Raw genomic sequence first — 22345 nt, 5'->3', positions numbered from 1 at the left:
CTGGCTCATTGGCCGGGTCGCCAAACAGCTGATCGCCGCGGTCGCGATGGGCGGCGCGCTCTACGCGGTGAAGATCGCCATCGGTGACATGTATTTCGGTGGCACGATCGAAAAGATCATCAGCCTTGGCGCCTTGGTCGGGACCGGAGCGATCGTCTATTTTGCGGTTGCGTGGCTCATTGGCGGAATCGACCGTGAGGCGATCCTGGTGCTCCTCCGCAAGAAAAAGGTCACCGACTGATGCGCGTCGTCTCCGGAATCCAACCAACCGGCGATCTTCACCTCGGCAATCTGCTCGGCGCGATCCTGCGCTGGGTGCGGATGCAGGATGAGGCCGAATGCTTGTTTTTCCTCGCCGATCTCCACGCGCTGACCGTCGACGGCGATCCCACGACCCTTCGCGCCAATGTCCGCGAAATGGCAGCGGCGTTGCTCGCCAGCGGGATCGATCCGGCCAAGTCGATTCTGTTCGCCCAGAGCCAGGTGCGCGAGCATAGCGAACTGGCGTGGATACTGCAGTGCGTCGCGCGGATGGGCTGGCTCAATCGGATGACCCAGTTCAAAGACAAGAGCGGGAAGAATAAGGAGGGCTCATCGGTCGGGCTGTTCACCTATCCGGTTCTGCAAGCCGCCGACGTCTTGCTCTACAATGCCACCCATGTCCCGGTCGGCGACGACCAAAAGCAGCATATCGAGCTGGCCCGCGACATCGCCTTGAAGTTCAACAATGATTTTGAGGTCGAGCTGTTTACCGTCCCCGAGCCATTCATCGGCGGCGGTACGGCGGCGCGAGTCATGTCCTTGCGTGACGGATCGGCCAAGATGTCCAAGTCCGATCCGTCGGACATGAGCCGCATCAACCTGACCGACAGCGACGAGGCGATCGCGCAGAAAGTGCGGAAAGCGCGCACCGATCCCGACCCGATCGAGGCCGATCCGGCCGGGCTCGATTCGCGGCCCGAAGCGAAGAATCTTGTCGGCATTTACGCGGCGGTCACCGGATCGAGCGTCGAGGCGGTCGCCGCGCAATTCGCCGGACAGGGATTTGGCACGTTCAAGCTAGCGCTCGCCGATGCGTTGATCGGGTTGATTGCTCCCTTGCGCACCAAACTCGTCGAGCTTCGTGGCGATCCCGCCGAGATTGATCGGATTCTCGCTGCGGGGGCTGACAAGGCCCGCGCGCTCGCCGCCCCGACATTGGCCGAAGCCTATCGCGCTGTCGGCCTAACTACTTGAAATAACGCTTCATCTCCCATTCACGGCGAAACGTGCTATAGGCAGGGTGTAACCCCTCTGCAGAGGAATGAGTGAGATGCGTATCAATCGACTGGTTGCGACCGCCATGCTTGGCGTCGCCGCGCTCGGGCTCAATGCCTGCGCCACTGGCTTTCCGACCCAGGTTTCGCGGTTTCAGGCGATGCCGGCGCCGCAGGGCGAAAGCTTCTTCGTCGTCCCCGCCAATCCGGCGCAGTCGGGCGGTCTCCAATTCACCCAATATGCCACCATCGCCGCGCAGGCGATGCAGGCCCAGGGCTATTTCCCCGCCGTCTCGCCCCAGACTGCGACGATGCTCGTCCAGCTCGATTATGGAGTCGACCAGGGCCGTCAGGAAATCGACGTCGATCCCTTCGCCAATGGTTATTACGGCGGCGGGTTCGGTGGTTTCTACGACCCCTTCTATCGCCGCGGCTATTACGGTCGACCCTATTATTCGCGCTACGGCGGTTACGGCCGGACGCCGTTTTACTACGGCTGGGACGATCCGTTCTGGGGCTCTTCGTTCGACAATACGCGCGCCTACACCGTCTACAAAAGCTATCTCGACGTGAACATTCGGCGTCGCGCCGACAATGCGGCCTTGTTCGAAGGCCATGCCAAGGCGCGGTCGCAAACCGACAATCTGGGCGTGCTCGTCCCCAACCTGATCGAAGCCATGTTCACCGGATTCCCCGGCCGCAACGGCGAGACCGTACGGATCACCGTCCCGACTCAACGCCGCCCGAGCTAGCCACATGAGTTACTGAGCGTGGGAATGACGGCCCGTCCGGCGCAATCCGGGCGGGCCTTCGCTTGTCGGGAAGGTGGGCAAGTAGTCCTCCCCTGCCGCGGGTGCTGGCAGGGGAGGTCGGCACCGAGGCACCGAAACTAGTGGCTCAGCCCTCGAGCTGGCGGGTGAGCAAGCGGATGTCGGCGTCGAGCTCGGCGTCGGCGGCGCGCAGTTTCTCGATCTGCTTGACCGCGTGAATCACAGTGGTGTGATCGCGTCCGCCAAACCGCCGACCGATGTCGGGCAGCGACTTGGGGGTCAATTGTTTGGACAGGTACATCGCCACCTGCCGCGGCCGGGCGACTTCGCGCGCGCGCCGGGCGCTGGTCATCTCGGCCTTGCGAATGCGGTAATGCTCGGCGACCTGGGTCTGGATCTCGTCGATCGAAATCCGCCGCTGGTTGGCGCGCAGCACATTGGCCAGCACTTCCTCGACGAAGGGCAGGTCGATCGTCCGCCCGGTCATCATCGCATAAGCCGCGATCCGGTTAAGCGCACCTTCGAGCTCGCGAATCGAATTGGTCAGGCGGCGGGCGAGAAACTCGATCACCGGTTGGGTCATGCTGATGCCGGGCAGTCCAGCCAGCTTGGCGGTCAGGATATTGAGCCGAAGCTCATATTCGGCCGGGTTGATGTCGGCCACCAAGCCCCACGACAGTCGCGACAGGATACGCGGCGCAATCCCGTCGAGATCCTGCGGCGCGCGATCGGAGGTGATCACCAGTCGCCGCCCGGCGGTGATGATCTCGTTCATCGTGTGGAAGAATTCCTCCTGCGTCGAATCCTTTCCGGCGATGAACTGGACATCGTCGATCAGCAGCAAATCGGCCGAGCGAAGCCGCCCCTTGAACCCGATCGTGTCATTCTCGCGCAGCGCGCGAACAAATTCGACCATGAACTTCTCGGCTGACATCGACACGACTCGGGCGGTCGGGCGCCGGGCGAGGAAATCCTGCCCGATGGCGTGGAGCAAATGGGTCTTGCCGCGCCCGGTGCCGCCGTGGATGAACAAGGGGTTGAACGCGACATGGTCTGCGCTCGCCAGCGTCTTGGCGGCGGTCGCGGCGACTTCATTGGCCTTGCCGATGACGAACGTCTCGAACTGGTAGCGCGGGTCGAAATTGGGCGCATCGGGATCGCGCGGCCCGGCCTTGGCGACCGGCACCGGAATTTCCTCGAGGATCAGCAATGGCGACGGGCGCGGCCCGCCCTCGGCAGCCGCGATTCGCACGTCGCGAACGATCGGCAGCACCGTCTTCCACGCTAGCGCCAGGCGCTCGCCGAAATGCGAGCGAACCCAATCTGCCATGAATTTGGACGGCATCACCAGCACCAGCTCACCCGTCTCGGGGTCGAACTCGCCGAGCTCGGCGGGTTTCAGCCACCCGTCGAAGGTGCGCGCACCGCAATCACGGCGAAGGCCGGTGCGGATCTGTTCCCAGGCGGCCGCCAGCGGGGTCTCAAGAGTCTCCAAGGACCCCTCGACCACCGATCCTGACGTCACCCCCTGCACAAACCGCGCCTCCCAAACCTCAATCACCGCAGGCACAAACCTATCGTTGCGCCCGACTGCGAGTCGCGACGCCCCAAGTTGCTTCTGCGCGGTGTCCCCCCAGCAGAATCACTGCGGAGCCAATTGTTTTGAGACCATGCGGACCGCGGTTCAAGCGACTTTTTTTCAAAAAAGTGAAATAAAAGGCCTTGACATGGAAAAGGCGAGGAAAACAGGGAAAATGCCTGAAAACTGCCAAATTTTCATGACAGTAGAGAGACAGAAAAATGCGAATCGCGGGAATCGTTCGACTTTTACCGGAGCCGAAACAAACAGGCCCCCGGATCGCTCCGGAGGCCCGTTTCAAACTGATACTGGCTAGACCCTAGGGTTCGACCGTTTAGCCGAGCGCCGAAACGCGCTTGGTCAGACGCGAGAATTTGCGGCTCGCGGTATTCTTGTGGATGACGCCGCGGGCGACGCCGCGCATCAACTCGGGCTGCGCCTTGTTCAGCGCGTCACGGGCGTCGGTCGGGTTGCCGGCTTCAAGCGCTGCTTCGACGGCCTTGATGAAGGTCCGGATGCGGCTGACGCGGGCACCGTTGATTGCGGCACGGTTGGCATTGCGACGAATGCGCTTCTTGGCTTGCGGCGTGTTCGCCATGGATATTCCTCGAATGTCTGTGTCTAAAAGAAAAGCGGCGCGCACCCATGGGGGTCGCACCGGCGTGCCGCTCCCCTAGCGCTAAGGGCGATTCGGGTCAACCGCGCAGGCTTGCAGTCGATTATCGTTGACATGACGGACAGTAGAACGTCGACCGCCCGCCCTGGACAATGCGCCGGACCACCCCGTCACAGCCTCCCCGACACGGCTTGCCCTCGCGGTCGTAGACATCGAACTGTTTGGAGAAATAGCCAAGTTCGCCATCGGGGCTAGCGAAATCGCGCAGGCTCGACCCACCCGCTGCAATTGCCTCGATCAGCACCGCCGGGATGGATTCGGCGAGCGCATCAAGCCTGACGCGACTCACCTTCCCGGCCGCCTTCCTCGGGTTTATCCGCGCCCGGAAAAGCGCCTCGCAAGCATAGATATTGCCGAGGCCCGCAATGATCCTCTGGTCGAGCAGCATCAGCTTGATCGCCGCCGTGCGCCCCGCTACCCGGGCCTTGAGCCACTGGCCGCCGATTTCCCCGCCCAGCGGCTCAGGCCCAAGCGCCTTGAACGCGGGCCACGCGCCCAGGGCATCGGTCGCCACCAGATCGACCGACCCGAATCGCCGTGGATCGTTGAGGCTCAGCCGCCGCCCTTCATTGGTCTCGATCAGCAGATGATCGTGCGCGCCAAGCTCGACCGGGTTGATCCGCCACCGCCCCGACATGCCCAAATGAAAGATCATCGTGTCGCCGCGATCGGTCGCGATCAGGCCATATTTCGCGCGGCGACTCAGTCCCGTGACCCGCGCCCCGGTCAGCCGCTGGCCAAGATCATCGGGAAACGCCCGTCGCAAATCCGCGCGGCGCAGTTCGACCGAGCGGATCACCTGCCCGTCGAGCACTTTGGCCAGTCCGCGAACGGTGGTTTCAACTTCGGGGAGCTCGGGCATAGCGGGCCTATGGCAAGCCGCAGCCTTCCCCGCTAGAGCCGCGTTCATGAGTGATACGGTCAATTTCGGCGACCAGTTGGTCAGCCCCGCAGAAAAAACCCGGCGGGTCGGCGCGGTCTTCTCGTCGGTCGCGAAGCGCTATGACGTGATGAACGACCTGATGTCCGGGGGCATGCACCGGCTGTGGAAGGAACGATTCGTTGCGCGGATCAAGCCGCGGACTGGTGAGCGCATCCTCGACATGGCCGGCGGCACCGGCGACATCGCCTTCCGCATGGCCGCGCGCGGTTCCCTGGTGACGGTCAGCGACATCAACGCCGACATGCTTGCCGTCGGGCAGGACCGCGCCGCTGCCAAGCGCATCGAAGGTCTCAGTTGGAAGCAGGAAAATGCCGAGGTGCTTAGCTTCGGCGACGCGGCTTTCGACGCCTACACCATCGCCTTCGGCATCCGGAACGTCACCGACATCCCCGCCGCCCTGAAAGAAGCGCATCGTGTGTTGAAGCGTGGCGGCCGCTTGTTTATTCTCGAATTCTCAACCAGCGACTGGCCGGGCTTCGGCAAGCTGTACGAACGTTATGCCGACGCGGTCATCCCGCGCATTGGCAAAGCCGTCGCGGGCGATGAGGAAAGCTATCGCTATCTCGTCGAGTCGATCCGCCGGTTCCCCACCCCCGATCGCTTCCGCGCGATGATCGCCGAAGCCGGTTTCGCCCAGGCCAAAGCTGAGCCGATGCTTGGCGGCCTGGTGTGCATCTGGAGTGGGTGGAAAATTTGACCGGTTCGACCACCCATTTGTTCCGACTCCTGAAATGGGGCCGGACGCTGGCTCGGCACGGCGCGTTGCAGGGGATCGAGCGCGACGCGCTGACCCCGCCCAACGTCCGCCGCCTGCTCCGCGTCGCGCGCTTCGGGCTGACCATGCCTGCGGTCCCTGATTATGCCGCCGCGATGCAGGCGATCGGCCCCGCTGCGATCAAGCTGGGCCAGGCGCTCGCCACGCGGCCCGATCTCGTCGGGGTCGCCGCCGCCGATAATTTGCGGCAGCTGCAGGACGACCTTCCGCCCGAACCGTATGACCGAATCAAACCCGCAATCGAGGCTGCGCTCGGCGGGCCGGTCGAGCAATTCTTCTCCTCGATCGATCCGATTCCGGTTGGTGCGGCGTCGATCGCGCAGGTCCATCGCGCGGTCACCACCGAAGGCCGCGATGTCGCGATCAAGGTACTTCGCCCCGGCGTCGAGGAAGAGTTTGAACGCGCCATTGCGACCTATGAATGGGCCGCCGCGCATGTCGAACTGCTCGGCGGCGAAGCCGAACGCCTCCGCCCGCGCCTCGTCGTTGCTTACTTCCGTCAGTGGGTCCGCCGTGAGCTTGACCTGACCCGCGAGGCGGCTTCGGCGTCCGAGCTCAAGCAGAACATGATCGCCGAGCCGGGCTTCTACATTCCCGAGATCGACTGGCGCCGCACCGCGCGACGCGTGCTGACCCTCGAATGGCTCGACGGGATCAAGCTGACCAACCGCGACGCGCTGATCGCCGCTGGCCACGACCCCAAGGCACTCGCCGAAATCCTCGTTCGCGGCTTCCTTCGTCAGGCAGTGATCGACGGTTATTTCCACGCCGATCTCCACCAGGGCAATTTGTTCGCCATGCCCAATGGCCAGCTCGCGGCGATCGATTTCGGGATCATGGGCCGGATCAACCGCCAGGCGCGATTGTGGCTCGCCGAAATTCTCTATGGCCTGATCACTGGCGATTATGAGCGCGTCGCGCAAATCCATTTCGAGGCGCAATATGTGCCCTCGCATCACGACGTCGCCGAATTCGCCACCGCGCTTCGGGCCGTGGGCGAGCCGATCCGCGGGTTGCCGGTTAAGGAGATCAGCGTCAGCCGAATGCTTGACGGCCTGTTCGCCATCACCCGTGATTTCGACATGCAGACCCAACCGCATCTGCTGTTGCTTCAGAAGACGATGGTGATGGAGGAAGGCGTCGCCACAGCGCTCTATCCCGACATCAACATGTGGGAAACATCCGAGCCGTTCCTCAAGGATTGGATCCGCTCCGAGCTTGGCCCCGAAGCCTTTTACGCCGACAAGTTGGTCGAGACGGTGCGCGCGCTCAAACGCCTGCCCGACATCATTCGCAAGATCGACGCCAGTTACCCCGATCCCGGCGGTGCCCCGCCCCCGCCGCCGCTGTCCGACGTCACCCTGATCCGCCGCCCGGCGTGGCTTGGCTATGCGCTGACGGCGATCATCGCGGGGGCTGGCGGCGCGGCGATCGTGCTGGCATTTTTCCGCTAATTTCCCCGCCACTATCGCTTCGGCCCGCCTTGCTGTAGGGGCCTTCGCATATGCAACATGATAATCTCCATCCGTCGCTCGCTGCGACGCTCGCCGCGCGTTCGTATGACACGCTGACCGAAGTCCAGTCCGCCGTGATCGCCGACGAAGCGCAGGGCCGCGACCTGATTGTTTCGGCCAAGACCGGGTCGGGCAAGACCGTCGCGTTCGGCCTCGCCTTTGCCCCCCAATTGATGGACGGCGAGCGCATCGCCTGGACCCGCGAGCCGCTCGCTTTGGTCGTCGCCCCGACCCGCGAACTGGCGATCCAGGTGTCGAAGGAATTGGAGTGGCTTTACGCCACCGCAGGCGCCCGTGTCGTGACCTGCGTCGGCGGCATGGACCCGATGAAAGAACGCCGTGCCTTGATCGGCGGCGTGCATATCGTCGTCGGCACCCCGGGCCGCCTCCGCGACCATCTCGAGCGCGGCGCGCTCGACTTGTCGCACCTCAAGGTCGCAGTCCTCGACGAGGCCGACGAGATGCTCGACATGGGCTTCCGCGAAGAGCTTGAGGAGATCCTCGACGCGACTCCGTCCGAAAGCCGCCGTACCTTGCTATTCTCCGCCACCATGCCACGCCCGATCGTCGCGCTCGCCAAGCGTTACCAGAAGGACGCGCTGCGGATCGAAACATTGGGCGACAAGCAAGGCCATGCCGACATCGCCTATCAGGCTGTGACCGTCGCCCCGGTCGATATCGAACATGCCGTGGTCAACATCCTGCGCCTGCACGAGGCCGAAACCGCCATCCTGTTCTGCGCCACCCGCGACGCCGTCCGCCGCCTCCACGCCGCCTTGAGCGAACGCGGGTTCAAGGCGGTCGCGTTGTCAGGCGAGCATAGCCAGAACGAGCGCAACACCGCGCTCCAGGCATTGCGCGACCAGCGCGCTCGCGTGTGCGTCGCGACCGATGTCGCCGCGCGCGGGCTTGACCTGCCGTCGGTAAGCCTCGTGATCCACGTCGAGCTGCCACGCGATGCCGAGGCGTTGCAGCATCGCTCGGGCCGCACCGGCCGCGCCGGCCGCAAGGGCACCGCGATGCTGATCGTCCCGCACAAGGCGCGCCGCCGGGTCGAGATGATGCTCAAGAATGCCCGCATCGAGACCGAGTGGATGGCCGCACCGACCGCCGACGACATTCGCGCCAAGGATCGCGATCGGTTGTTCGCGCAGCTCGCCATGCCCGCCGATCCCGAGGACGACGATCTTGAGCTGGCCCGGCAGTTGACCGAGGCGCTGACCCCCGAGGCGATGGCGCTGGCGCTGGCCAAGGCGCTCAAGAGCGAACTTCCAGCCCCCGAGGATATCCTGACCAACAGCGACCGCAATGATCGCGGTGAGCGTGGCCAGGACGCCGGCCCGCGCGCCGGGTTCGACAATTCGACCTGGTTCCGGATGAATGCCGGTCGCCGCCACAATGCCGATCCGCGCTGGCTGTTGCCGCTCATCTGCCGCTACGGCCATGTCGGGCGCAACGACATTGGCGCGATCCGCATCGCCGCCAATGACAGCTATTTTGAAGTTACCCAGCGCGCCACCGCCGGCTTCCTCGCCGCCCTTCGCCGTGCCGTAATTGCGCCCGAGGATCAGGGACTGATCATCGAGCAGGCGCAGAACCCCGGCGAGGCGCCCCCAAGCCATCACAACCGGCCGACGCTGGCCCCGCGTGCCCGCCCTTCGGGTGGCCCACAAGGTCGGCCGCAACATGGTAAGCCATCAGCGGCGCATCGCGGCAAGCCGACCGCACAGCTCAAGCGCAAGAAGTATTGAGCCCTCGCTTCTCCAGTGTAGGATTGCTAGTCGCCGGGGATGGCAAAGTTCCTCCTCATCGTCGGCGGCGGAATCGCAGCGTATAAAGCCGCCGAGCTAATCCGCGGTGCGCGCAAAGCAGGGCATGACGTGACCCCCGTGCTGACCGCGGGCGGCGCGCATTTCGTCACCCCGATGAGCCTCGCGGCACTCGCCGAAAGCCCGGTCTACACGTCGCTGTGGGATTTGAAGGACGAGGCCGAAATGGGCCACATCCAGCTGTCCCGCGCCGCCGATCTCGTGCTGGTCTGCCCGGCTACCGCCGACCTGATTGCCAAGATGGCCGCAGGCATCGCCGACGATCTCGCCACCACCTTGCTCCTCGCCACCGATAAGCCGGTAATCATCGCCCCCGCAATGAACGTCCGCATGTGGCAGCACCAGGCGACCCAGACCAACATCGCCACCCTGCGCGCCCGCGGAATCACCGTGATCGATCCCGACGAAGGCCCGATGGCCTGCGGCGAATATGGCCCGGGAAGATTGCCCGAGCCGGATGATATCCTGACGTTCATCACGCAACTGCCGCTTGTCCCGAGCGCGGTCGAAGGACGTTTGCCGGTCGGGGACGGACCGCTCAGTGGACGACACATCCTGGTCACCGCCGGCCCGACCCATGAACCGATCGACCCCGTCCGCGTCATCGCCAACCGCAGCAGCGGCAAACAAGGTTTCGCCATCGCCGCCGCCGCCGCGCAGGCAGGAGCGCGAGTCACGCTGATCGTTGGTCCGGTCGCCCTCCCCAGCCCCGGCGGGGTCGCCCGCATCGACGTCGAGACCGCGCAGCAAATGGCCGAGGCGGTCGCCAATTCCCTCCCCGCCGACGTCGCGATCTTGGTCGCTGCGGTTGCCGACTGGCGGGTCGAGGCATCGCCGACCAAGCTCAAAAAATCGGCCGGACCGCCAGCACTGCAGTTCGTCGCCAATCCCGACATTCTCGCCACGCTCGGCCAAAGCCCCGACCGCCCGCGCCTGCTGATCGGCTTCGCCGCCGAAACCGACCATGTCGTCGCCAACGCTACCGCCAAGCGTACCGCCAAAAACGCCGACTGGATCGTCGCCAACGATGTTTCCGGCGACGTAATGGGCGGCGCGCGCAACCAGGTTCACCTGATCACCGCTGCCGGGGTCGAGGATTGGCCCGAAGCGTCGAAGGACGATGTTGCGCGCCAGCTGATCGCCCGGATCATCGAGGAGCTTAAGTGACTATCCGCATCCAGATCGCCCGCCTGCCCCACAGCGACGGCTTGTCCTTGCCGAGCTACGCCACCCCCGGCGCAGCGGGCATGGATGTCGTCGCGGCCGAAGATATCGACCTCGCGCCCGGCGAGCGTCACGCGGTTGCGACGGGCTTTCGCGTCGCCATTCCCGATGGTTATGAAATCCAGGTCCGCCCACGTTCGGGCCTCGCCTTCAAGCACGGCATTTCAGTGCCCAACACACCCGGTACGATCGACAGCGACTATCGCGGCGAGTTGAAGATCCTCCTCATCAACCATGGCAGCGAGGCGTTCGCGATCCGCCGTGGCGACCGCATTGCCCAACTCGTCCCGGCCGCCGTAACATTGGCGAGCTTCGACGAAGTTGAAAAACTCGACGATACCCATCGCGGCGCGGGCGGTTTTGGCTCAACCGGTCAGTGACACTTAGCGACGACGAACTCGACCGTTACGCGCGGCACATCGTCCTGCCACAGGTCGGCGGCGCGGGGCAGCTCAAACTCAAGGCCGCGCGCGTTGCGATCGTCGGTGCCGGCGGGATCGGCGCGGCGTTGATTCCGGCGCTGGCCGGCGCGGGCATCGGCCAATTGACGATCATCGATGGCGACCGGGTCGAGCTGTCCAACCTGCAGCGCCAGCCAATCTATCGCAGCGCCGAAGTCGGCATGGCCAAGGTCAGGCTTGCCAGCGATTTCGTCCTTGCCCGCAACCCGCACGTCACCGTCACGGCCATCGGCGAACGCATCGACGCCGCCAACGTCGCCGACCTCCTCGACGGCCATGATCTCGTTATCGACGGCACGGACAATTTCGCCACCAGGCTGCTGGTCAGCGACACTTGCGTCGCGCTGGGTCTTCCCTTGCTGTCGGCCGCGGCGCAGCAATTCCAGGGCCAGGTCGCCTTGTTCAGCGCGCGCCCCTGCTATCGCTGTTTCGTCGGCGATGCCTTCGACGCCGACGACTGCGATAATTGCACCGAACTCGGAGTCCTCGGTGCGCTGACCGCGACGGTCGGCAGCTTCGCCGCCCTGATCGCCATCCGCTTGATCACCGCCATCGGCGACGACCCGGCGGGGAAGCTGCATTTGTTCGACGGGCTTACGCTTTCTTGGCGCCAGCTGAAGATTTCTTCGGACCCGCTTTGCCGGTCTTGCGGCCACCCTTCGCCGGTGCCTTCCGCCCCTTCTTCTTAATCGGGCCCTTGGCGGCCTTCTCGTTGATCAGGATGATCGCTTCCTCCAGCGTCACCGCTGCCGGATCGGCTGTCTTGGGCAAGGTCGCGTGGGTCGTCCCGTCGGTGACGTAAGGGCCATATTTGCCCTCCATCACCTTGATTTCGCTGCCGCTTTCGGGATGCGTGCCAAGCATTGCAAGCGGCTCGCGACCGCCCCCGCCACGCTGGCCCTTGGATGCTTCGGCTTCGGCCAGCTTGACCACCGCAGCGTTCATCCCGGTCTCGAATACTTCCGCAGTCGACTTCAGCCGCGCATATTTCCCGTCATGCACCAGATACGGCCCATATCGACCGATCGACGCGGTAATCGCCAGCCCGGTTTCGGGGTGCATTCCGACCTCGCGTGGCAGCGACAGCAATTGCTCGGCGGTCTCGAGCGTCATGCCGTCCTGCGGCACATCCTTGGGGATCGACGATCGCTTGCCGTCGCGTTCCAGATACGGCCCGAAACGCCCGGTCTTGAGCTCTATCCCATTGCCAAGTTCGGTCGGCCCGCTTGCCGCCGCGGCATCGCCGCCCTGCCCGAATTGGCGGGTGAATTTGCACTCGGGATAATTGGAGCAGGCAACGAACGCGCCAAATTTCCCGCCGCGCAGCCCGAGCCGCCCGGTGCCGCACAATGGGCATAGCCGGGGATCGCTGCCGTCGCCCTTGTCGGGGAACAGGAACGGGGCGAGGAACTCGTCCAGAGCAGCGGTTACCTCGGATGGCTTTTGCTCCATCACCTCGCCCGCTTTGGGCTTGAAGTCCTTCCAGAAATCTTCGAGCAATTTCTGCCAGTTAAGACGGCCACCGGAGACGTCGTCGAGCTCGTTCTCAAGCTCCGCAGTGTAATCGAAACTGACGTATTTCTCGAAAAATCGCTCGAGAAAAGCCGTCACTAACCGCCCGCTTTCCTCGGGATAGAAGCGGTTTTTCTCGAGCCGAACATACTCCCGATCCTTGAGCGTCTGGAGCGTCGCGGCATAGGTCGACGGGCGCCCAATCCCGAGCTCTTCCAAGCGCTTGACGAGCGACGCTTCGGAAAAGCGCGGCGGCGGCTGGGTGAAGCTTTGCGTCGCCTCGACCCCGGTTTTAACCGGCGCGTCGCCCTTGCGCAGCGGCGGCATCTTGCCACCATCCTCATCTTCCTTGTCGTCGAACCCTTCCTCGTACAGCGTCAAATAGCCCGGAAACAGCGTCACCTGACCCGTCGCGCGCAACGTCGCCCGCCCTGCCCCGTCGGTCAGTTCGACAATCGTCCGCTCGAGCCGCGCCGACGCCATCTGGCTTGCCAAGGCGCGGTTGAAGATCAGCGAGTAGAGCCGCGCATGGTCACCCGATCCGCCCTTGTCCTTGTTGAATTCAGTCGGCCGGATCGCCTCATGCGCTTCCTGCGCATTCTTGGCCTTGCTGGTGTAATGGCGCGGCTTGTCGGGGACGAAACCGGCGTCGTACCGGTCGGCGATCGCCTTGCGCGCGGCCGAGATCGCCTCGCCCGCCATCTGTACCCCGTCAGTCCGCATATAAGTGATCAGGCCGTCTTCGTAGAGCGACTGGGCGAGCCGCATCGTGTGGCTGGCTGCGAAGCCGAGCTTGCGCGCCGCTTCCTGCTGCAGCGTCGAGGTGGTGAACGGCGGCGGTGGGTTGCGGGTAAACGGCTTGGTCTCGACCGAGGCAACGGTGAAGCGCCCATCCTCGATCACCTTCTTGGCCGCGTCGGCACTGCCCTTATCGCCGATTGTCAGCCGGTCGATCTTGCTTCCGTCGAGCGCCACCAGCCGCGCGGTGAACGCCGTCGCATCGGATTCGAAGCTGGCGACAACCGACCAATATTCTTGCGGCTTGAACAATTCGATGTCGCGCTCGCGATCGACGATAATCCTGAGCGCGACCGATTGCACGCGTCCCGCCGACTTCGCGCCGGGCAGCTTGCGCCACAGGATCGGCGACAAGGTGAAGCCGACCAGATAATCGAGCGCGCGGCGAGCACGGTAAGCGTCGATCAGATCCTCATCGAGTGCGCGCGGATGCTTCATCGCCTCGGTGACAGTTGCCTTGGTGATCGCGTTGAAGGTCACCCGCTGGACGTCAGCGGGTAGCAGTTTCTTCTTCCGCAGCACTTCCTGGACGTGCCAGCTGATCGCCTCCCCTTCGCGATCGGGATCGGTCGCCAGGATCAACGTGTCGGAGGTCTTCGCGACATCCGATATCGCTTTCAACTGCTTGGCCTTGTCGGGATAATTCTCCCACAGCATGGCGAAGCCAGCGTCGGGATCGACCGACCCATCCTTGGGCGGCAAATCGCGGACATGGCCATAGCTTGCCAGCACGCGATGGCCTGGGCCGAGATAATTTTCGATGGTTTTGGCCTTGGCGGGCGATTCGACGACGACGAGTTTCAAGCGCTGGATTCCTTACGTGTACGTACGCGTATGGTGCTTCGCCCTGAATCGCCCCGTCAAGCGGTCAAGCTGACCCGTCCACCCGCGTGCCGCTCCAGCCGCCCGGCGAGGTCGAGTTCGAGCAGCACGAGTTGAACTTCTCCGGGCTCGGCTCCGGACAACCGGACGATCTCGTCGACCGGCGCGGGCGACGGGCCGAGCAATTCGAGGATCCGCTGGCGAAGCTCGGTCGGCGCCTCCATCGGCATCGCTTCGGCCTGATGATCGAACGGGTAGCTCGGCGAAGCGAGCTTGCCGGTCATCGTCCGCAGCCCTTCCATCACGTCGGCGGCATTCTGGATCAAGGTTGCGCCGTCGCGGATCAGCTGGTTGCAACCCTGTGCGCGCTGGTCGAGCGGCGATCCGGGCACCGCCATCACCTCGCGCCCCATATCCCCCGCCAGCCGCGCGGTGATCAAGGATCCCGATTTGGGGGCCGCTTCCACGACCACGGTGGCCTGCGACAAACCGGCGATGATCCGGTTGCGATAGGGGAAATGGCGCGCCCTCGGCTCGGTGCCCGGCGGCATTTCGGCGACCACCAGCCCACGCTCGCCCATCGCCCGCTGGCGGTCGGCATTCTCGGGCGGGTAAGCAACGTCGATCCCGCCCGCGACCACCCCGATGGTGCCGCTGTCGAGCGATCCGTCATGCGCTGCGCTGTCGATCCCCCGCGCCAGCCCCGAAACGACGACCACGCCTTCGCGGCCAAGTTCATGCGCCAGCCCGCGGGCGAAGCGGCAGGCGGCAGCGCTGGCATTGCGCGCACCGACAATCGACACCAGCGGCCGGTCGAGGAGGTTCTGATTGCCCATCACGGTTAGCAATGGCGGCGCATCCGACAACTCGGCCAGCGCGCGCGGATACAGCCCCTGGCCGAGCGACAAATAGCGCGCGCCGAGCTTTTCCACGCGATCAATCTCGACCTTGGCGGCGCTTTCGCTGAACAGGGTTGGCGCTCGCCCGCCGCCTCGCGCTGCAAGATCGGGAACCGCCGCAAGCGCTTGCTCCGCCCCGCCGAACCGCGCCAGCAGTTGGCGAAACGTGACCGGCCCGATGCCCGGCGATCGAACGAGCCGCAGCCGCGCCAGCAAGTCGCCGCTCAAGCCGCGCGCTCTTCGTTGGACTGGCCGACGCGCGGCTCTGTGCCGGCAATCAGTCGGCGGATATTGTCTTTATGTTTCCAGATCACCAGCAGTGCGATGCACAGGAACAATGGAAAGTAATAGTCTTGCTGGAAGACCTTCACCGAGACCGGCGCGCTGGCGACCGCGATCATTCCCGCCACGGACGAGATCCTGACCAACAGGAGCAAGCCAAGCCAGACTATGCCATAAACCATCGCCGCCTGCGGGCTGAGAGGAATAAGGATGCCGAGCACCGTCGCCACGCCCTTGCCGCCCCGGAATTTCAGCCACACCGGATAGAGATGGCCAAGCAGTACCCCGGCGGCCGCCATCTTGACCCCCTCCGGCCAGAAATGGAGCGCCAGGAGAACCGCAGCCGCGCCCTTGGCCACGTCGAGCAACAATGTTGCCGCCGCCAGCCATTTCGAGCCGGTACGAAGCACATTGGTCGCGCCGATATTGCCCGACCCGATCTCGCGCAAATCCCCCCGCCCCGATAGGCGCGTCAGCAGCAGCCCGAACGGGATCGACCCGAGCAAGTAACCGGTAGCAAGCGCAAGGAGGATTGGGGTCGACATGCGCAATGAGTAGCAGAACCCATCCTTGCCGCAATGACGGGTTGCGAGTGCACCGGCAGCGCGCCAAGACCGAACGATGAGCCCCGCCGCCCCCTTGCTGTTCTTCGATTCGGGGGTTGGCGGACTGTCGGTGCTGGGGCCGACGCGGGCGCTGATCGCGACGGCACCGATTGTCTACGTCGCCGACAGCGCTGGTTATCCCTATGGCACCAAGACCGACGCCGAACTGGCCGAGCGACTTCCCAAATTGCTCGGCCGCATGGTCGATCAATTTCGCCCGCGCCTCGTAGTGATTGCCTGCAACACGGCCTCGACCATCGCGCTCGATCATGTCCGCGCGGCGCTCGATATCCCGGTCGTCGGCACCGTCCCGGCGATCAAGCCCGCCGCCGCGCTCAGCCGAAGCCGGGTGATCGGTGTGCTCGGGACCGAGGCGACCGTCCGCCAGCCTTACGTCGACGACCTCGCGCAACGCTTCGCCGCCGATTGCACCGTCATCCGCCACGGATCGCCCGATCTGGTGGCGATCGCCGAGGCCAAACTGGCGGGCGAGGCGATCGGCCCGGAGGCGATCGAGGACGCAATTCGTCCAATGCTCGACCAGCCGCGCGGCGACGAAATCGACACCATCGTCCTCGCCTGCACCCATTTTCCGTTGCTGATCGAGGAATTGAGCGTGGCCATGCCCGGCGTGACGTTCGTCGACGGCGGCCCCGGCATCGCCAACCGCATTTCATCGCTTACCCAAGGCCAACCCTGGCCCGACAAAGCGCCCGAAAGCATTGCCGTCTTCACCGGCGCACCCCCCTCGCCCGCCCTCTCCGCCTCGCTCGCCCGCTTCGGCCTCACCAGCATCGTCTCATTTCACAACTAATTGCGAGTCGTTCGCAATGGCATTCCCGTGCAGTGGGCGATAATGGGCGCACCGTGGATTATGAACGCATCTTCAAGGCGGCGATCGACCGGCTGCACGACGAAGGGCGCTATCGCGTCTTTATCGACATCCTGCGCACCAAGGGCAGCTATCCCAACGCCCAATGCTTCCACGGTCACAACGGCCCCAAGCCGATCACCGTGTGGTGCTCGAACGATTACCTCTGCATGGGCCAGCACCCGGCGGTGATCGAGGCGATGGAGACCGCGCTCCACGAGGTTGGCGCGGGATCGGGCGGGACGCGCAATATTGGCGGCAACACCCATCTCCACATCCAGCTCGAAAGTGAACTCGCCGACCTTCACGACAAGCAGTCGGCGTTGCTGTTCACCTCGGGCTATGTCTCGAACGAGGCGGCGCTGTCGACGCTCGGCAAATTGCTCCCCGGCTGCGTGATCTTTTCCGATGAGTTGAACCATGCGTCGATGATCGCCGGGATCAAGAATAGCGGCTGCGATAAGCGCGTCTTCCGCCACAATGATCTCGCCCATCTTGAACAATTATTGCTCGAGGAAGATCCCGAGACGCCCAAGCTGATCGCGTTCGAAAGCGTTTATTCGATGGACGGCGACGTCGCGCCGATCGCCGCCATCTGCGACCTAGCCGACAAATATAGCGCGCTGACCTATCTCGACGAAGTGCATGCGGTTGGGATGTACGGTGCGCGCGGTGGCGGCATTTCGGAACGTGACGGGGTCGCCGACCGGGTGACGATCATCGAGGGGACGCTGGGCAAGGCATTTGGCGTGATGGGCGGCTACATCACCGCCGACACCGACGTCATCGACTGCATCCGCAGCTATGCGCCGGGATTCATCTTCACCACCAGCCTGTCGCCCGTGCTGGTCGCCGGTGCGCTTGCCAGCGTCCGCCACCTCAAGGCATCGGGCGAGGAGCGTGCGGCGCAGCAGGCAGGCGCAGCGATGCTCAAGGCCAAGTTTCGCGACTCGGGGCTGCCGGTGATGGAGAGCGTGACCCACATCGTGCCGCTGCTGGTCGGCTGCCCGGTCAAGGCCAAGCGCATCAGCGACATCTTGCTCGCCGAATATGGCCTGTACGTCCAGCCCATCAATTTCCCGACCGTCCCGCGCGGCACTGAGCGCCTGCGCTTCACACCCGGCCCGATGCACGACGAGGCGATGATGGACGAGCTGTCCGGCGCACTGGTCGAAATCTGGGACCGCCTTGAGCTGGAAAAGCGCCGCGCAGCCTAAAGGGCGCGATACACCGACAGAGCGGTCAGCGCCGCCAGCCCCATCGACAAGTGGAAGCGCAGGCGGATCCACCACTGCGGCACCAGGGAAGGGATGTTGAGCAGCGCGTCGGCCAGCGGCGATAGTGCAATCAGGCTTGCCAGGATCAGCGTCGCAGGCACCGGCCCAAGCACATACGCCGCCCAGATCAGTCCGAAGCAGAGGATCGTGGGCAATACGCCCATGACCAGCAAGGTCGTACTCGGCTTGTCCTCGCGCAGGGCAAACGTCCACCAGCAGCCGCCAAGGAACGAAAAGACCAGCGCAGCATAAACTGGCACGAAGGCCGATAATATCGGCGGATGATTACCAAACAACAGCTTGTCGAGAATGAGCAGCAGCGCAGGCGGGAGCAGCCCTGCATAACCGAGCGCGGCGACGTTGAATGGCATGTTGGCGGGGGTGGTCATGCGGGTCGATGTAAGGTGCGCCGCGGGACTCGTGAAGATGTAGCGCGGGGTGGCGAATCCGGTGAGCATCGCCTAAATGATCACCATGCGCATTGCTCTGTCCGCCGATCACGCCGGTTACGAACTCAAGGACCTGCTCGCCGCCTGGCTGGCTGAGGTCGGGCATGAGATTATCGATCTTGGCACCAACTCGGCCGAAAGCGTCGATTATCCGCGCTTTGGCGCCGCACTCGCGGAGGCACTGGCCGATGGCCGGGCCGAGCGCGGGATCACCATCTGTGGGTCGGGCATCGGCGTTGCCATCGCCGCCAACCGCAACCCGGTTTGCCGCTGTGCGCAAGTCGCCGAGCCGCTGTCGGCTACCCTCGCCCGCCAGCATAATGACTGCAACGCGATCGCGCTCGGCGCGCGGCTAGTCGGAATCGACATGGCCAAGGCGTGTGTCACCGCGTTCCTCTCTACCGATTTCCTCGGCGGCCGCCACGAGCGGCGGGTCGATATGCTCAACCATCCCCAAGAGGTGAACTGCTGATGGCCACGCTTGCCGAACCTGCCCTTTTATCCGACGTCCAGCCCGACGGCTTCTTCACCCGCAGCCTGGCCGATGCCGACCCAGCTGTTGCTGCCGGGATCGCCGCCGAACTATTGCGCGAGCAGACCCAGATCGAGCTGATCGCGTCGGAGAATATCGTCAGCCGCGCGGTGCTCGAAGCACAGGGGTCGGTGCTGACCAACAACTATGCCGAAGGTTATCCGGGTCGCCGTTATTACCAGGGCTGCGCGCCGTCGGACATTGTCGAGCAACTGGCAATCGACCGCGCCAAGCAATTGTTCAACTGCGGTTTCGCCAACGTCCAGCCTCATAGCGGCGCGCAGGCCAATGGCGCGGTGATGCTGGCGCTGACCAAGCCCGGGGACACGATCCTTGGGATGAGCCTCGACGCGGGCGGTCACCTGACCCACGGTGCCAGACCGGCGATGTCGGGCAAATGGTTCAACGCGGTGCAGTACGGCGTCCGCCGCGACGATGATCTGATCGATTTCGACCAGGTCGAAGCGCTGGCGAAAGAGCATCGCCCGACCCTGCTGATCGCCGGCGGATCGGCTTATCCGCGGCACATCGACTTCGCCAGGTTCCGCGCTATTGCCGACGAGGTCGGGGCGACGTTCCTGGTCGATATGGCGCACTTCTCCGGGCTGGTCGCGGCGGGCGAGCATCCGACCCCGTTCGGCCACGCCCATGTGGTCACCACCACCACCCACAAGACGCTGCGCGGGCCGCGCGGGGGCATGGTGCTGACCGATGATGAAGCGATCGCCAAGAAGATCAATTCGGCGGTATTCCCGGGGTTGCAAGGCGGACCGCTGATGCATGTCATCGCAGCCAAGGCCGTCGCGTTCGGCGAGGCGCTCGAACCCGGCTTCAAGACGTATGCCAAGGCGGTGATCAAGAACGCCCAGACGCTCGCCGGACGGTTGAAGGAGCGCGGCGCCGATCTCGTCGCTGGCGGCACTGACACGCATCTTGCCTTGGTTGACCTGCGTCCGATCGGGATCACCGGCAAGGACGCCGACGAAGCGCTCGAGCGTGCCGGCATCACCTGCAACAAGAATGGCGTTCCGTTCGACCCGCTGCCCCCAATGCAAACCAGCGGAATCCGCGTCGGCTCGCCCGCCGGCACCACGCGCGGGTTCGGCGAGGTCGAGTTCGCCGAGATTGGCGACATGGTTGCGGATGTGCTCGCTGGCGTGGCCAAGGGCGGTGGTGACGGCGATCGGGCGATCGAAGCCGATGTGAACCGCCGCGTCCGCGCGCTGTGCGCCCGTTTCCCCATCTATCAGGATTGAACCGCATCATGACCCAACCCAACGATCAAGATCCCGGCATGATCAGCCGCGCGACAGCGGAAATCAAAGGCATCGCGCGCGAAGGCCTGTCGCACCCCTCGGCCAAGCCGGTCCTCGGCGGGGCAGCGCTGGGCGTCGTGGCCGCGATTCTGCCCGTAATCACGATCCCGATCGGATTGATCGGCGGCGCCGCGATCGCCTTGTGGCTGCGCATCAAACGCTGACATGCGCTGTCCGTTTTGCGCCCATGAAGACAGCCAGGTAAAGGACAGCCGTCCGTCCGAGGACGCCGCATCAATCCGCCGCCGACGCGAATGCGCCGGTTGCGGGGCGCGCTTCACTACCTTCGAGCGGGTTCAGTTGCGCGATCTCACCGTGCTCAAGAAAGATGGCAAGCGCGAACCGTTCGACCGCGCCAAGCTGGAGCGCGCGATCGGCCACGCCTGCCGCAAGCGGAGCATCGAGTCGGACAAGATCGAGCAGATGGCGAGCGGCATTCAGCGCCGGCTCGAAACAAGCGGCGACGAGGTCACCACCGACATGATCGGCCAATTGGTGATGTTCGGCCTGAAGAGCCTCGACCCAGTCGCCTACATCCGATTCGCCTCGGTCTACAAGGACTTCACCGAAGCCGGCGACTTCGCCGAAATTGCAGAGGCCGTGGAAGGTGCGCCGATGCCGCCGGACGGGCCGGGACTGCTGGACAAGCTAATCTAGCCCACCGTTTTCCCGAGCGAAGACGAGGGACTATGGCGAGCGAAGCCGAGCCCCTATGAGCGCAGAATGTTCTTCACCTACATCCTTCGCTGCGCCGACAACAGCTACTATACGGGCCACACTGATGATCTTCATCGGCGCATCGATCAGCATCAATCAGGCGCGGTTCGCGGCTACACTTTCGAACGCCGCCCGATCGAGTTGCTCTGGTCGGAAGCATTTGAGACACGGGCGGAGGCGCAATCTGCCGAGACACGGATCAAAAATTGGTCACGCGAGAAAAAGGAAGCGCTTATTGCCGAAGACTGGCAGCGGTTGAGCAAGGCTGCGGTGCCGCCTTCCGAGCGAAAGCAAAGGGCCTCGGCTGCGCTCGGCACAGTCCCTCGACCAAGCTCGGGAAATCGGGATGAAACGACCGCCCTTCCTCCAATCATCATCCTCGTCCGCCCGCAACTCGGCCAGAACATCGGCAAGGCCGCGCGCGCCATGCTCAATTTCGGGCTGACCGAGCTTCGCCTCGTCGCCCCGCGCGACGGCTGGCCCAACCCGGATGCTGGCCCAACGGCAAGTGGCGCAGACCGAGTGCTCGAACAAGCCAAGGTCTTTGCCACCGTCGCTGACGCCGTCGCCGATTGCACGCAGGTGTTCGCCTCCACCGTCCGCCGCCGCGAGCTCGTGCTGCCCGTCATCGGCCCGGCCGAAATGGCGACCGAGATTCACGCCGGGCAAGGCCGCAGCGCGATCCTGTTTGGCCCTGAGCGATCGGGGCTCGCGACTGAGGATGTCGCGCTCGCCGGGACCATCGTCACAGTTCCGATCAACCCCGAATTTGGCAGCCTCAATTTGGCCCAGGCGGTGATTCTGCTCGCTTACGAATGGTCACGCAGCCAGCCGCTTGCCCAGCCGACCTTCAAGGACGTCGAGCCGCCTGCCCCGCAATTCGAGGTCGAGGGGCTGGTCGGGCAGGTCGATGCCGCGCTCGAGGCGGCAAATTATTACTTCCCCCCTGACCGCACCGAGGTCAGCAAGCTGACCCTGCGCACCCTGCTGACCAAGCCGGGCTGGTCGAGCCGCGAGGTGCGCGCATTGCGCGGCATGCTTCGCTCGATCGCCAAGGGCAGCAAGCGCTAGCCGCTCTTCACGGTTTCTGGCTACGGAATCAAAAGCCGCGATCTTGACCGGCGGCACATTATGCAGGCTGATTGTAACGAAATCCGCCATCAGGCCGAAAGACCACCAGAGTCATTGGCCGGACTGCGTTCGCTGCCAAGATTCCAGGATATGGCGCCGCATCGACC

At 64.3% G+C, this 22345-nt stretch carries 22 protein-coding genes and 1 pseudogene; 16 read left to right on the top strand and 7 right to left on the bottom strand.

Features of this window, described 5'->3' with window-relative positions; translation table 11 throughout:
• The 3 genes and pseudogenes from RMN73_RS03085 to RMN73_RS03075 form a co-directional block, all read left to right on the top strand.
• Positions 1–241, top strand: a pseudogene (locus RMN73_RS03085) (murein biosynthesis integral membrane protein MurJ); the annotation flags it as partial.
• A complete protein-coding gene (gene trpS, locus RMN73_RS03080; protein WP_309601850.1) occupies positions 241–1236 on the top strand; it encodes a tryptophan--tRNA ligase in 996 nt (331 codons plus the stop codon). The pseudogene RMN73_RS03085 and the gene trpS, both read left to right, overlap by 1 nt.
• A gap of 76 nt (positions 1237–1312) precedes the next feature.
• Positions 1313–2008 (top strand): DUF4136 domain-containing protein, encoded by a 696-nt coding sequence (locus RMN73_RS03075; protein ID WP_309601849.1) that lies wholly within the window; start codon positions 1313–1315, stop codon positions 2006–2008.
• A 145-nt stretch (positions 2009–2153) separates the two neighbouring features.
• On the opposite strand, the gene dnaA is transcribed toward RMN73_RS03075, so the two are convergent.
• From dnaA to mutM, 3 genes are all read right to left on the bottom strand, one after another.
• Positions 2154–3551, bottom strand: coding sequence for a chromosomal replication initiator protein DnaA (gene dnaA / locus RMN73_RS03070; RefSeq protein WP_309601853.1), 1398 nt, complete (start codon positions 3549–3551; stop codon positions 2154–2156).
• Positions 3552–3939: 388 nt separating this feature from the next.
• Positions 3940–4203 carry a 30S ribosomal protein S20 gene (rpsT, locus tag RMN73_RS03065; protein WP_309601848.1) on the bottom strand — a complete coding sequence of 88 codons (264 nt, stop codon included), beginning with the start codon at positions 4201–4203 and terminating at the stop codon, positions 3940–3942.
• A 121-nt stretch (positions 4204–4324) separates the two neighbouring features.
• Complete coding sequence (mutM, locus tag RMN73_RS03060) at positions 4325–5143, bottom strand: bifunctional DNA-formamidopyrimidine glycosylase/DNA-(apurinic or apyrimidinic site) lyase (protein ID WP_309601847.1); 819 nt, start codon at positions 5141–5143, stop codon at positions 4325–4327.
• A 46-nt stretch (positions 5144–5189) separates the two neighbouring features.
• On the opposite strand from mutM, the gene RMN73_RS03055 reads away from it, so the two are divergent.
• The 6 genes from RMN73_RS03055 to RMN73_RS03030 are packed head-to-tail and all read left to right on the top strand — an operon-like array spanning position 5190 to position 11716.
• Positions 5190–5921, top strand: coding sequence for a class I SAM-dependent methyltransferase (locus RMN73_RS03055; RefSeq protein ID WP_309601846.1), 732 nt, complete (start codon positions 5190–5192; stop codon positions 5919–5921).
• Positions 5918–7453 (top strand): 2-polyprenylphenol 6-hydroxylase, encoded by a 1536-nt coding sequence (ubiB, locus tag RMN73_RS03050; protein ID WP_309601845.1) that lies wholly within the window; start codon positions 5918–5920, stop codon positions 7451–7453. Before RMN73_RS03055 ends, ubiB begins: the two co-directional genes overlap by 4 nt.
• Before the next feature lie 50 nt (positions 7454–7503).
• Positions 7504–9264 (top strand): DEAD/DEAH box helicase, encoded by a 1761-nt coding sequence (locus tag RMN73_RS03045; RefSeq protein ID WP_309601844.1) that lies wholly within the window; start codon positions 7504–7506, stop codon positions 9262–9264.
• Between the two features lie 39 nt (positions 9265–9303).
• Positions 9304–10509: a bifunctional phosphopantothenoylcysteine decarboxylase/phosphopantothenate--cysteine ligase CoaBC gene (gene coaBC / locus RMN73_RS03040; RefSeq protein ID WP_309601843.1), complete on the top strand. Its 1206-nt coding sequence runs from the start codon at positions 9304–9306 to the stop codon at positions 10507–10509.
• A complete protein-coding gene (gene dut, locus RMN73_RS03035) occupies positions 10506–10946 on the top strand; it encodes a dUTP diphosphatase (RefSeq protein WP_309601842.1) in 441 nt (146 codons plus the stop codon). The genes coaBC and dut overlap by 4 nt, the downstream gene beginning before the upstream one ends.
• Positions 10943–11716: a HesA/MoeB/ThiF family protein gene (locus RMN73_RS03030; protein ID WP_309601841.1), complete on the top strand. Its 774-nt coding sequence runs from the start codon at positions 10943–10945 to the stop codon at positions 11714–11716. The genes dut and RMN73_RS03030 overlap by 4 nt, the downstream gene beginning before the upstream one ends.
• Here RMN73_RS03030 and topA read toward each other — a convergent pair.
• The 3 genes from topA to plsY are packed head-to-tail and all read right to left on the bottom strand — an operon-like array spanning position 11622 to position 15885.
• Positions 11622–14141 (bottom strand): type I DNA topoisomerase, encoded by a 2520-nt coding sequence (gene topA, locus RMN73_RS03025; protein ID WP_309601840.1) that lies wholly within the window; start codon positions 14139–14141, stop codon positions 11622–11624. The two genes, RMN73_RS03030 and topA, sit on opposite strands and share 95 nt — an antisense overlap.
• A 56-nt stretch (positions 14142–14197) precedes the next feature.
• The gene (gene dprA, locus RMN73_RS03020) at positions 14198–15286 is read right to left on the bottom strand and encodes a DNA-processing protein DprA (RefSeq protein WP_309601839.1); all 1089 of its coding nucleotides are present in this window, start codon (positions 15284–15286) and stop codon (positions 14198–14200) included.
• Positions 15283–15885, bottom strand: coding sequence for a glycerol-3-phosphate 1-O-acyltransferase PlsY (gene plsY / locus RMN73_RS03015; RefSeq protein ID WP_309601838.1), 603 nt, complete (start codon positions 15883–15885; stop codon positions 15283–15285). The genes dprA and plsY overlap by 4 nt, the downstream gene beginning before the upstream one ends.
• A gap of 76 nt (positions 15886–15961) precedes the next feature.
• Here plsY and murI point away from each other — a divergent pair, with 76 nt between their 5' ends.
• Together murI and hemA are read left to right on the top strand one after the other, a co-directional pair.
• A complete protein-coding gene (gene murI / locus RMN73_RS03010) occupies positions 15962–16759 on the top strand; it encodes a glutamate racemase (RefSeq protein WP_309601837.1) in 798 nt (265 codons plus the stop codon).
• Between the two features lie 53 nt (positions 16760–16812).
• Entirely contained in the window at positions 16813–18033 is a 1221-nt protein-coding gene (hemA, locus tag RMN73_RS03005; RefSeq protein ID WP_309601836.1) for a 5-aminolevulinate synthase, read from the top strand.
• On the opposite strand, the gene RMN73_RS03000 is transcribed toward hemA, so the two are convergent.
• Positions 18030–18551 (bottom strand): DUF3429 domain-containing protein, encoded by a 522-nt coding sequence (locus RMN73_RS03000; RefSeq protein ID WP_309601835.1) that lies wholly within the window; start codon positions 18549–18551, stop codon positions 18030–18032. The genes hemA and RMN73_RS03000 overlap by 4 nt on opposite strands.
• A gap of 16 nt (positions 18552–18567) precedes the next feature.
• On the opposite strand from RMN73_RS03000, the gene rpiB reads away from it, so the two are divergent.
• From rpiB to RMN73_RS02975, 5 genes are all read left to right on the top strand, one after another.
• The gene (gene rpiB, locus RMN73_RS02995; RefSeq protein ID WP_309601834.1) at positions 18568–19014 is read left to right on the top strand and encodes a ribose 5-phosphate isomerase B; all 447 of its coding nucleotides are present in this window, start codon (positions 18568–18570) and stop codon (positions 19012–19014) included.
• Complete coding sequence (gene glyA / locus RMN73_RS02990; protein ID WP_309601833.1) at positions 19014–20330, top strand: serine hydroxymethyltransferase; 1317 nt, start codon at positions 19014–19016, stop codon at positions 20328–20330. The genes rpiB and glyA overlap by 1 nt, the downstream gene beginning before the upstream one ends.
• A gap of 8 nt (positions 20331–20338) precedes the next feature.
• Positions 20339–20554 carry a hypothetical protein gene (locus tag RMN73_RS02985; protein ID WP_309601832.1) on the top strand — a complete coding sequence of 72 codons (216 nt, stop codon included), beginning with the start codon at positions 20339–20341 and terminating at the stop codon, positions 20552–20554.
• 1 nt (position 20555) lies between these two features.
• Positions 20556–21047, top strand: coding sequence for a transcriptional regulator NrdR (gene nrdR, locus RMN73_RS02980; RefSeq protein WP_309601831.1), 492 nt, complete (start codon positions 20556–20558; stop codon positions 21045–21047).
• 66 nt (positions 21048–21113) lie between these two features.
• Positions 21114–22178, top strand: coding sequence for a TrmH family RNA methyltransferase (locus tag RMN73_RS02975; RefSeq protein ID WP_309601830.1), 1065 nt, complete (start codon positions 21114–21116; stop codon positions 22176–22178).
• The last annotated feature ends 167 nt before the right edge of the window (positions 22179–22345 follow it).

This window comes from Sphingomonas sp. (assembly GCF_031372575.1).
Lineage (GTDB): Bacteria > Pseudomonadota > Alphaproteobacteria > Sphingomonadales > Sphingomonadaceae > Sphingomicrobium.
This window is presented reverse-complemented; position numbering and strand designations above follow the sequence as displayed.

What these genes read in the sequence shown, in the direction of transcription:
- RMN73_RS02985 (WP_309601832.1), top strand. Translation starts at nt 20,339, where the DNA reads ATGACCCAACCCAACGATCAAGATCCCGGCATGATCAGCCGCGCGACA.
- trpS (WP_309601850.1), top strand. Translation starts at nt 241, where the DNA reads ATGCGCGTCGTCTCCGGAATCCAACCAACCGGCGATCTTCACCTCGGC.
- RMN73_RS03075 (WP_309601849.1), top strand. Translation starts at nt 1,313, where the DNA reads ATGCGTATCAATCGACTGGTTGCGACCGCCATGCTTGGCGTCGCCGCG.
- RMN73_RS03045 (WP_309601844.1), top strand. Translation starts at nt 7,504, where the DNA reads ATGCAACATGATAATCTCCATCCGTCGCTCGCTGCGACGCTCGCCGCG.
- RMN73_RS03000 (WP_309601835.1), bottom strand. Translation starts at nt 18,551, where the DNA reads ATGCTCACCGGATTCGCCACCCCGCGCTACATCTTCACGAGTCCCGCG.
- RMN73_RS02975 (WP_309601830.1), top strand. Translation starts at nt 21,114, where the DNA reads ATGTTCTTCACCTACATCCTTCGCTGCGCCGACAACAGCTACTATACG.
- mutM (WP_309601847.1), bottom strand. Translation starts at nt 5,143, where the DNA reads ATGCCCGAGCTCCCCGAAGTTGAAACCACCGTTCGCGGACTGGCCAAA.
- glyA (WP_309601833.1), top strand. Translation starts at nt 19,014, where the DNA reads ATGGCCACGCTTGCCGAACCTGCCCTTTTATCCGACGTCCAGCCCGAC.
- RMN73_RS03055 (WP_309601846.1), top strand. Translation starts at nt 5,190, where the DNA reads ATGAGTGATACGGTCAATTTCGGCGACCAGTTGGTCAGCCCCGCAGAA.
- nrdR (WP_309601831.1), top strand. Translation starts at nt 20,556, where the DNA reads ATGCGCTGTCCGTTTTGCGCCCATGAAGACAGCCAGGTAAAGGACAGC.
- coaBC (WP_309601843.1), top strand. Translation starts at nt 9,304, where the DNA reads ATGGCAAAGTTCCTCCTCATCGTCGGCGGCGGAATCGCAGCGTATAAA.
- murI (WP_309601837.1), top strand. Translation starts at nt 15,962, where the DNA reads ATGAGCCCCGCCGCCCCCTTGCTGTTCTTCGATTCGGGGGTTGGCGGA.
- plsY (WP_309601838.1), bottom strand. Translation starts at nt 15,885, where the DNA reads ATGTCGACCCCAATCCTCCTTGCGCTTGCTACCGGTTACTTGCTCGGG.
- rpiB (WP_309601834.1), top strand. Translation starts at nt 18,568, where the DNA reads ATGCGCATTGCTCTGTCCGCCGATCACGCCGGTTACGAACTCAAGGAC.
- rpsT (WP_309601848.1), bottom strand. Translation starts at nt 4,203, where the DNA reads ATGGCGAACACGCCGCAAGCCAAGAAGCGCATTCGTCGCAATGCCAAC.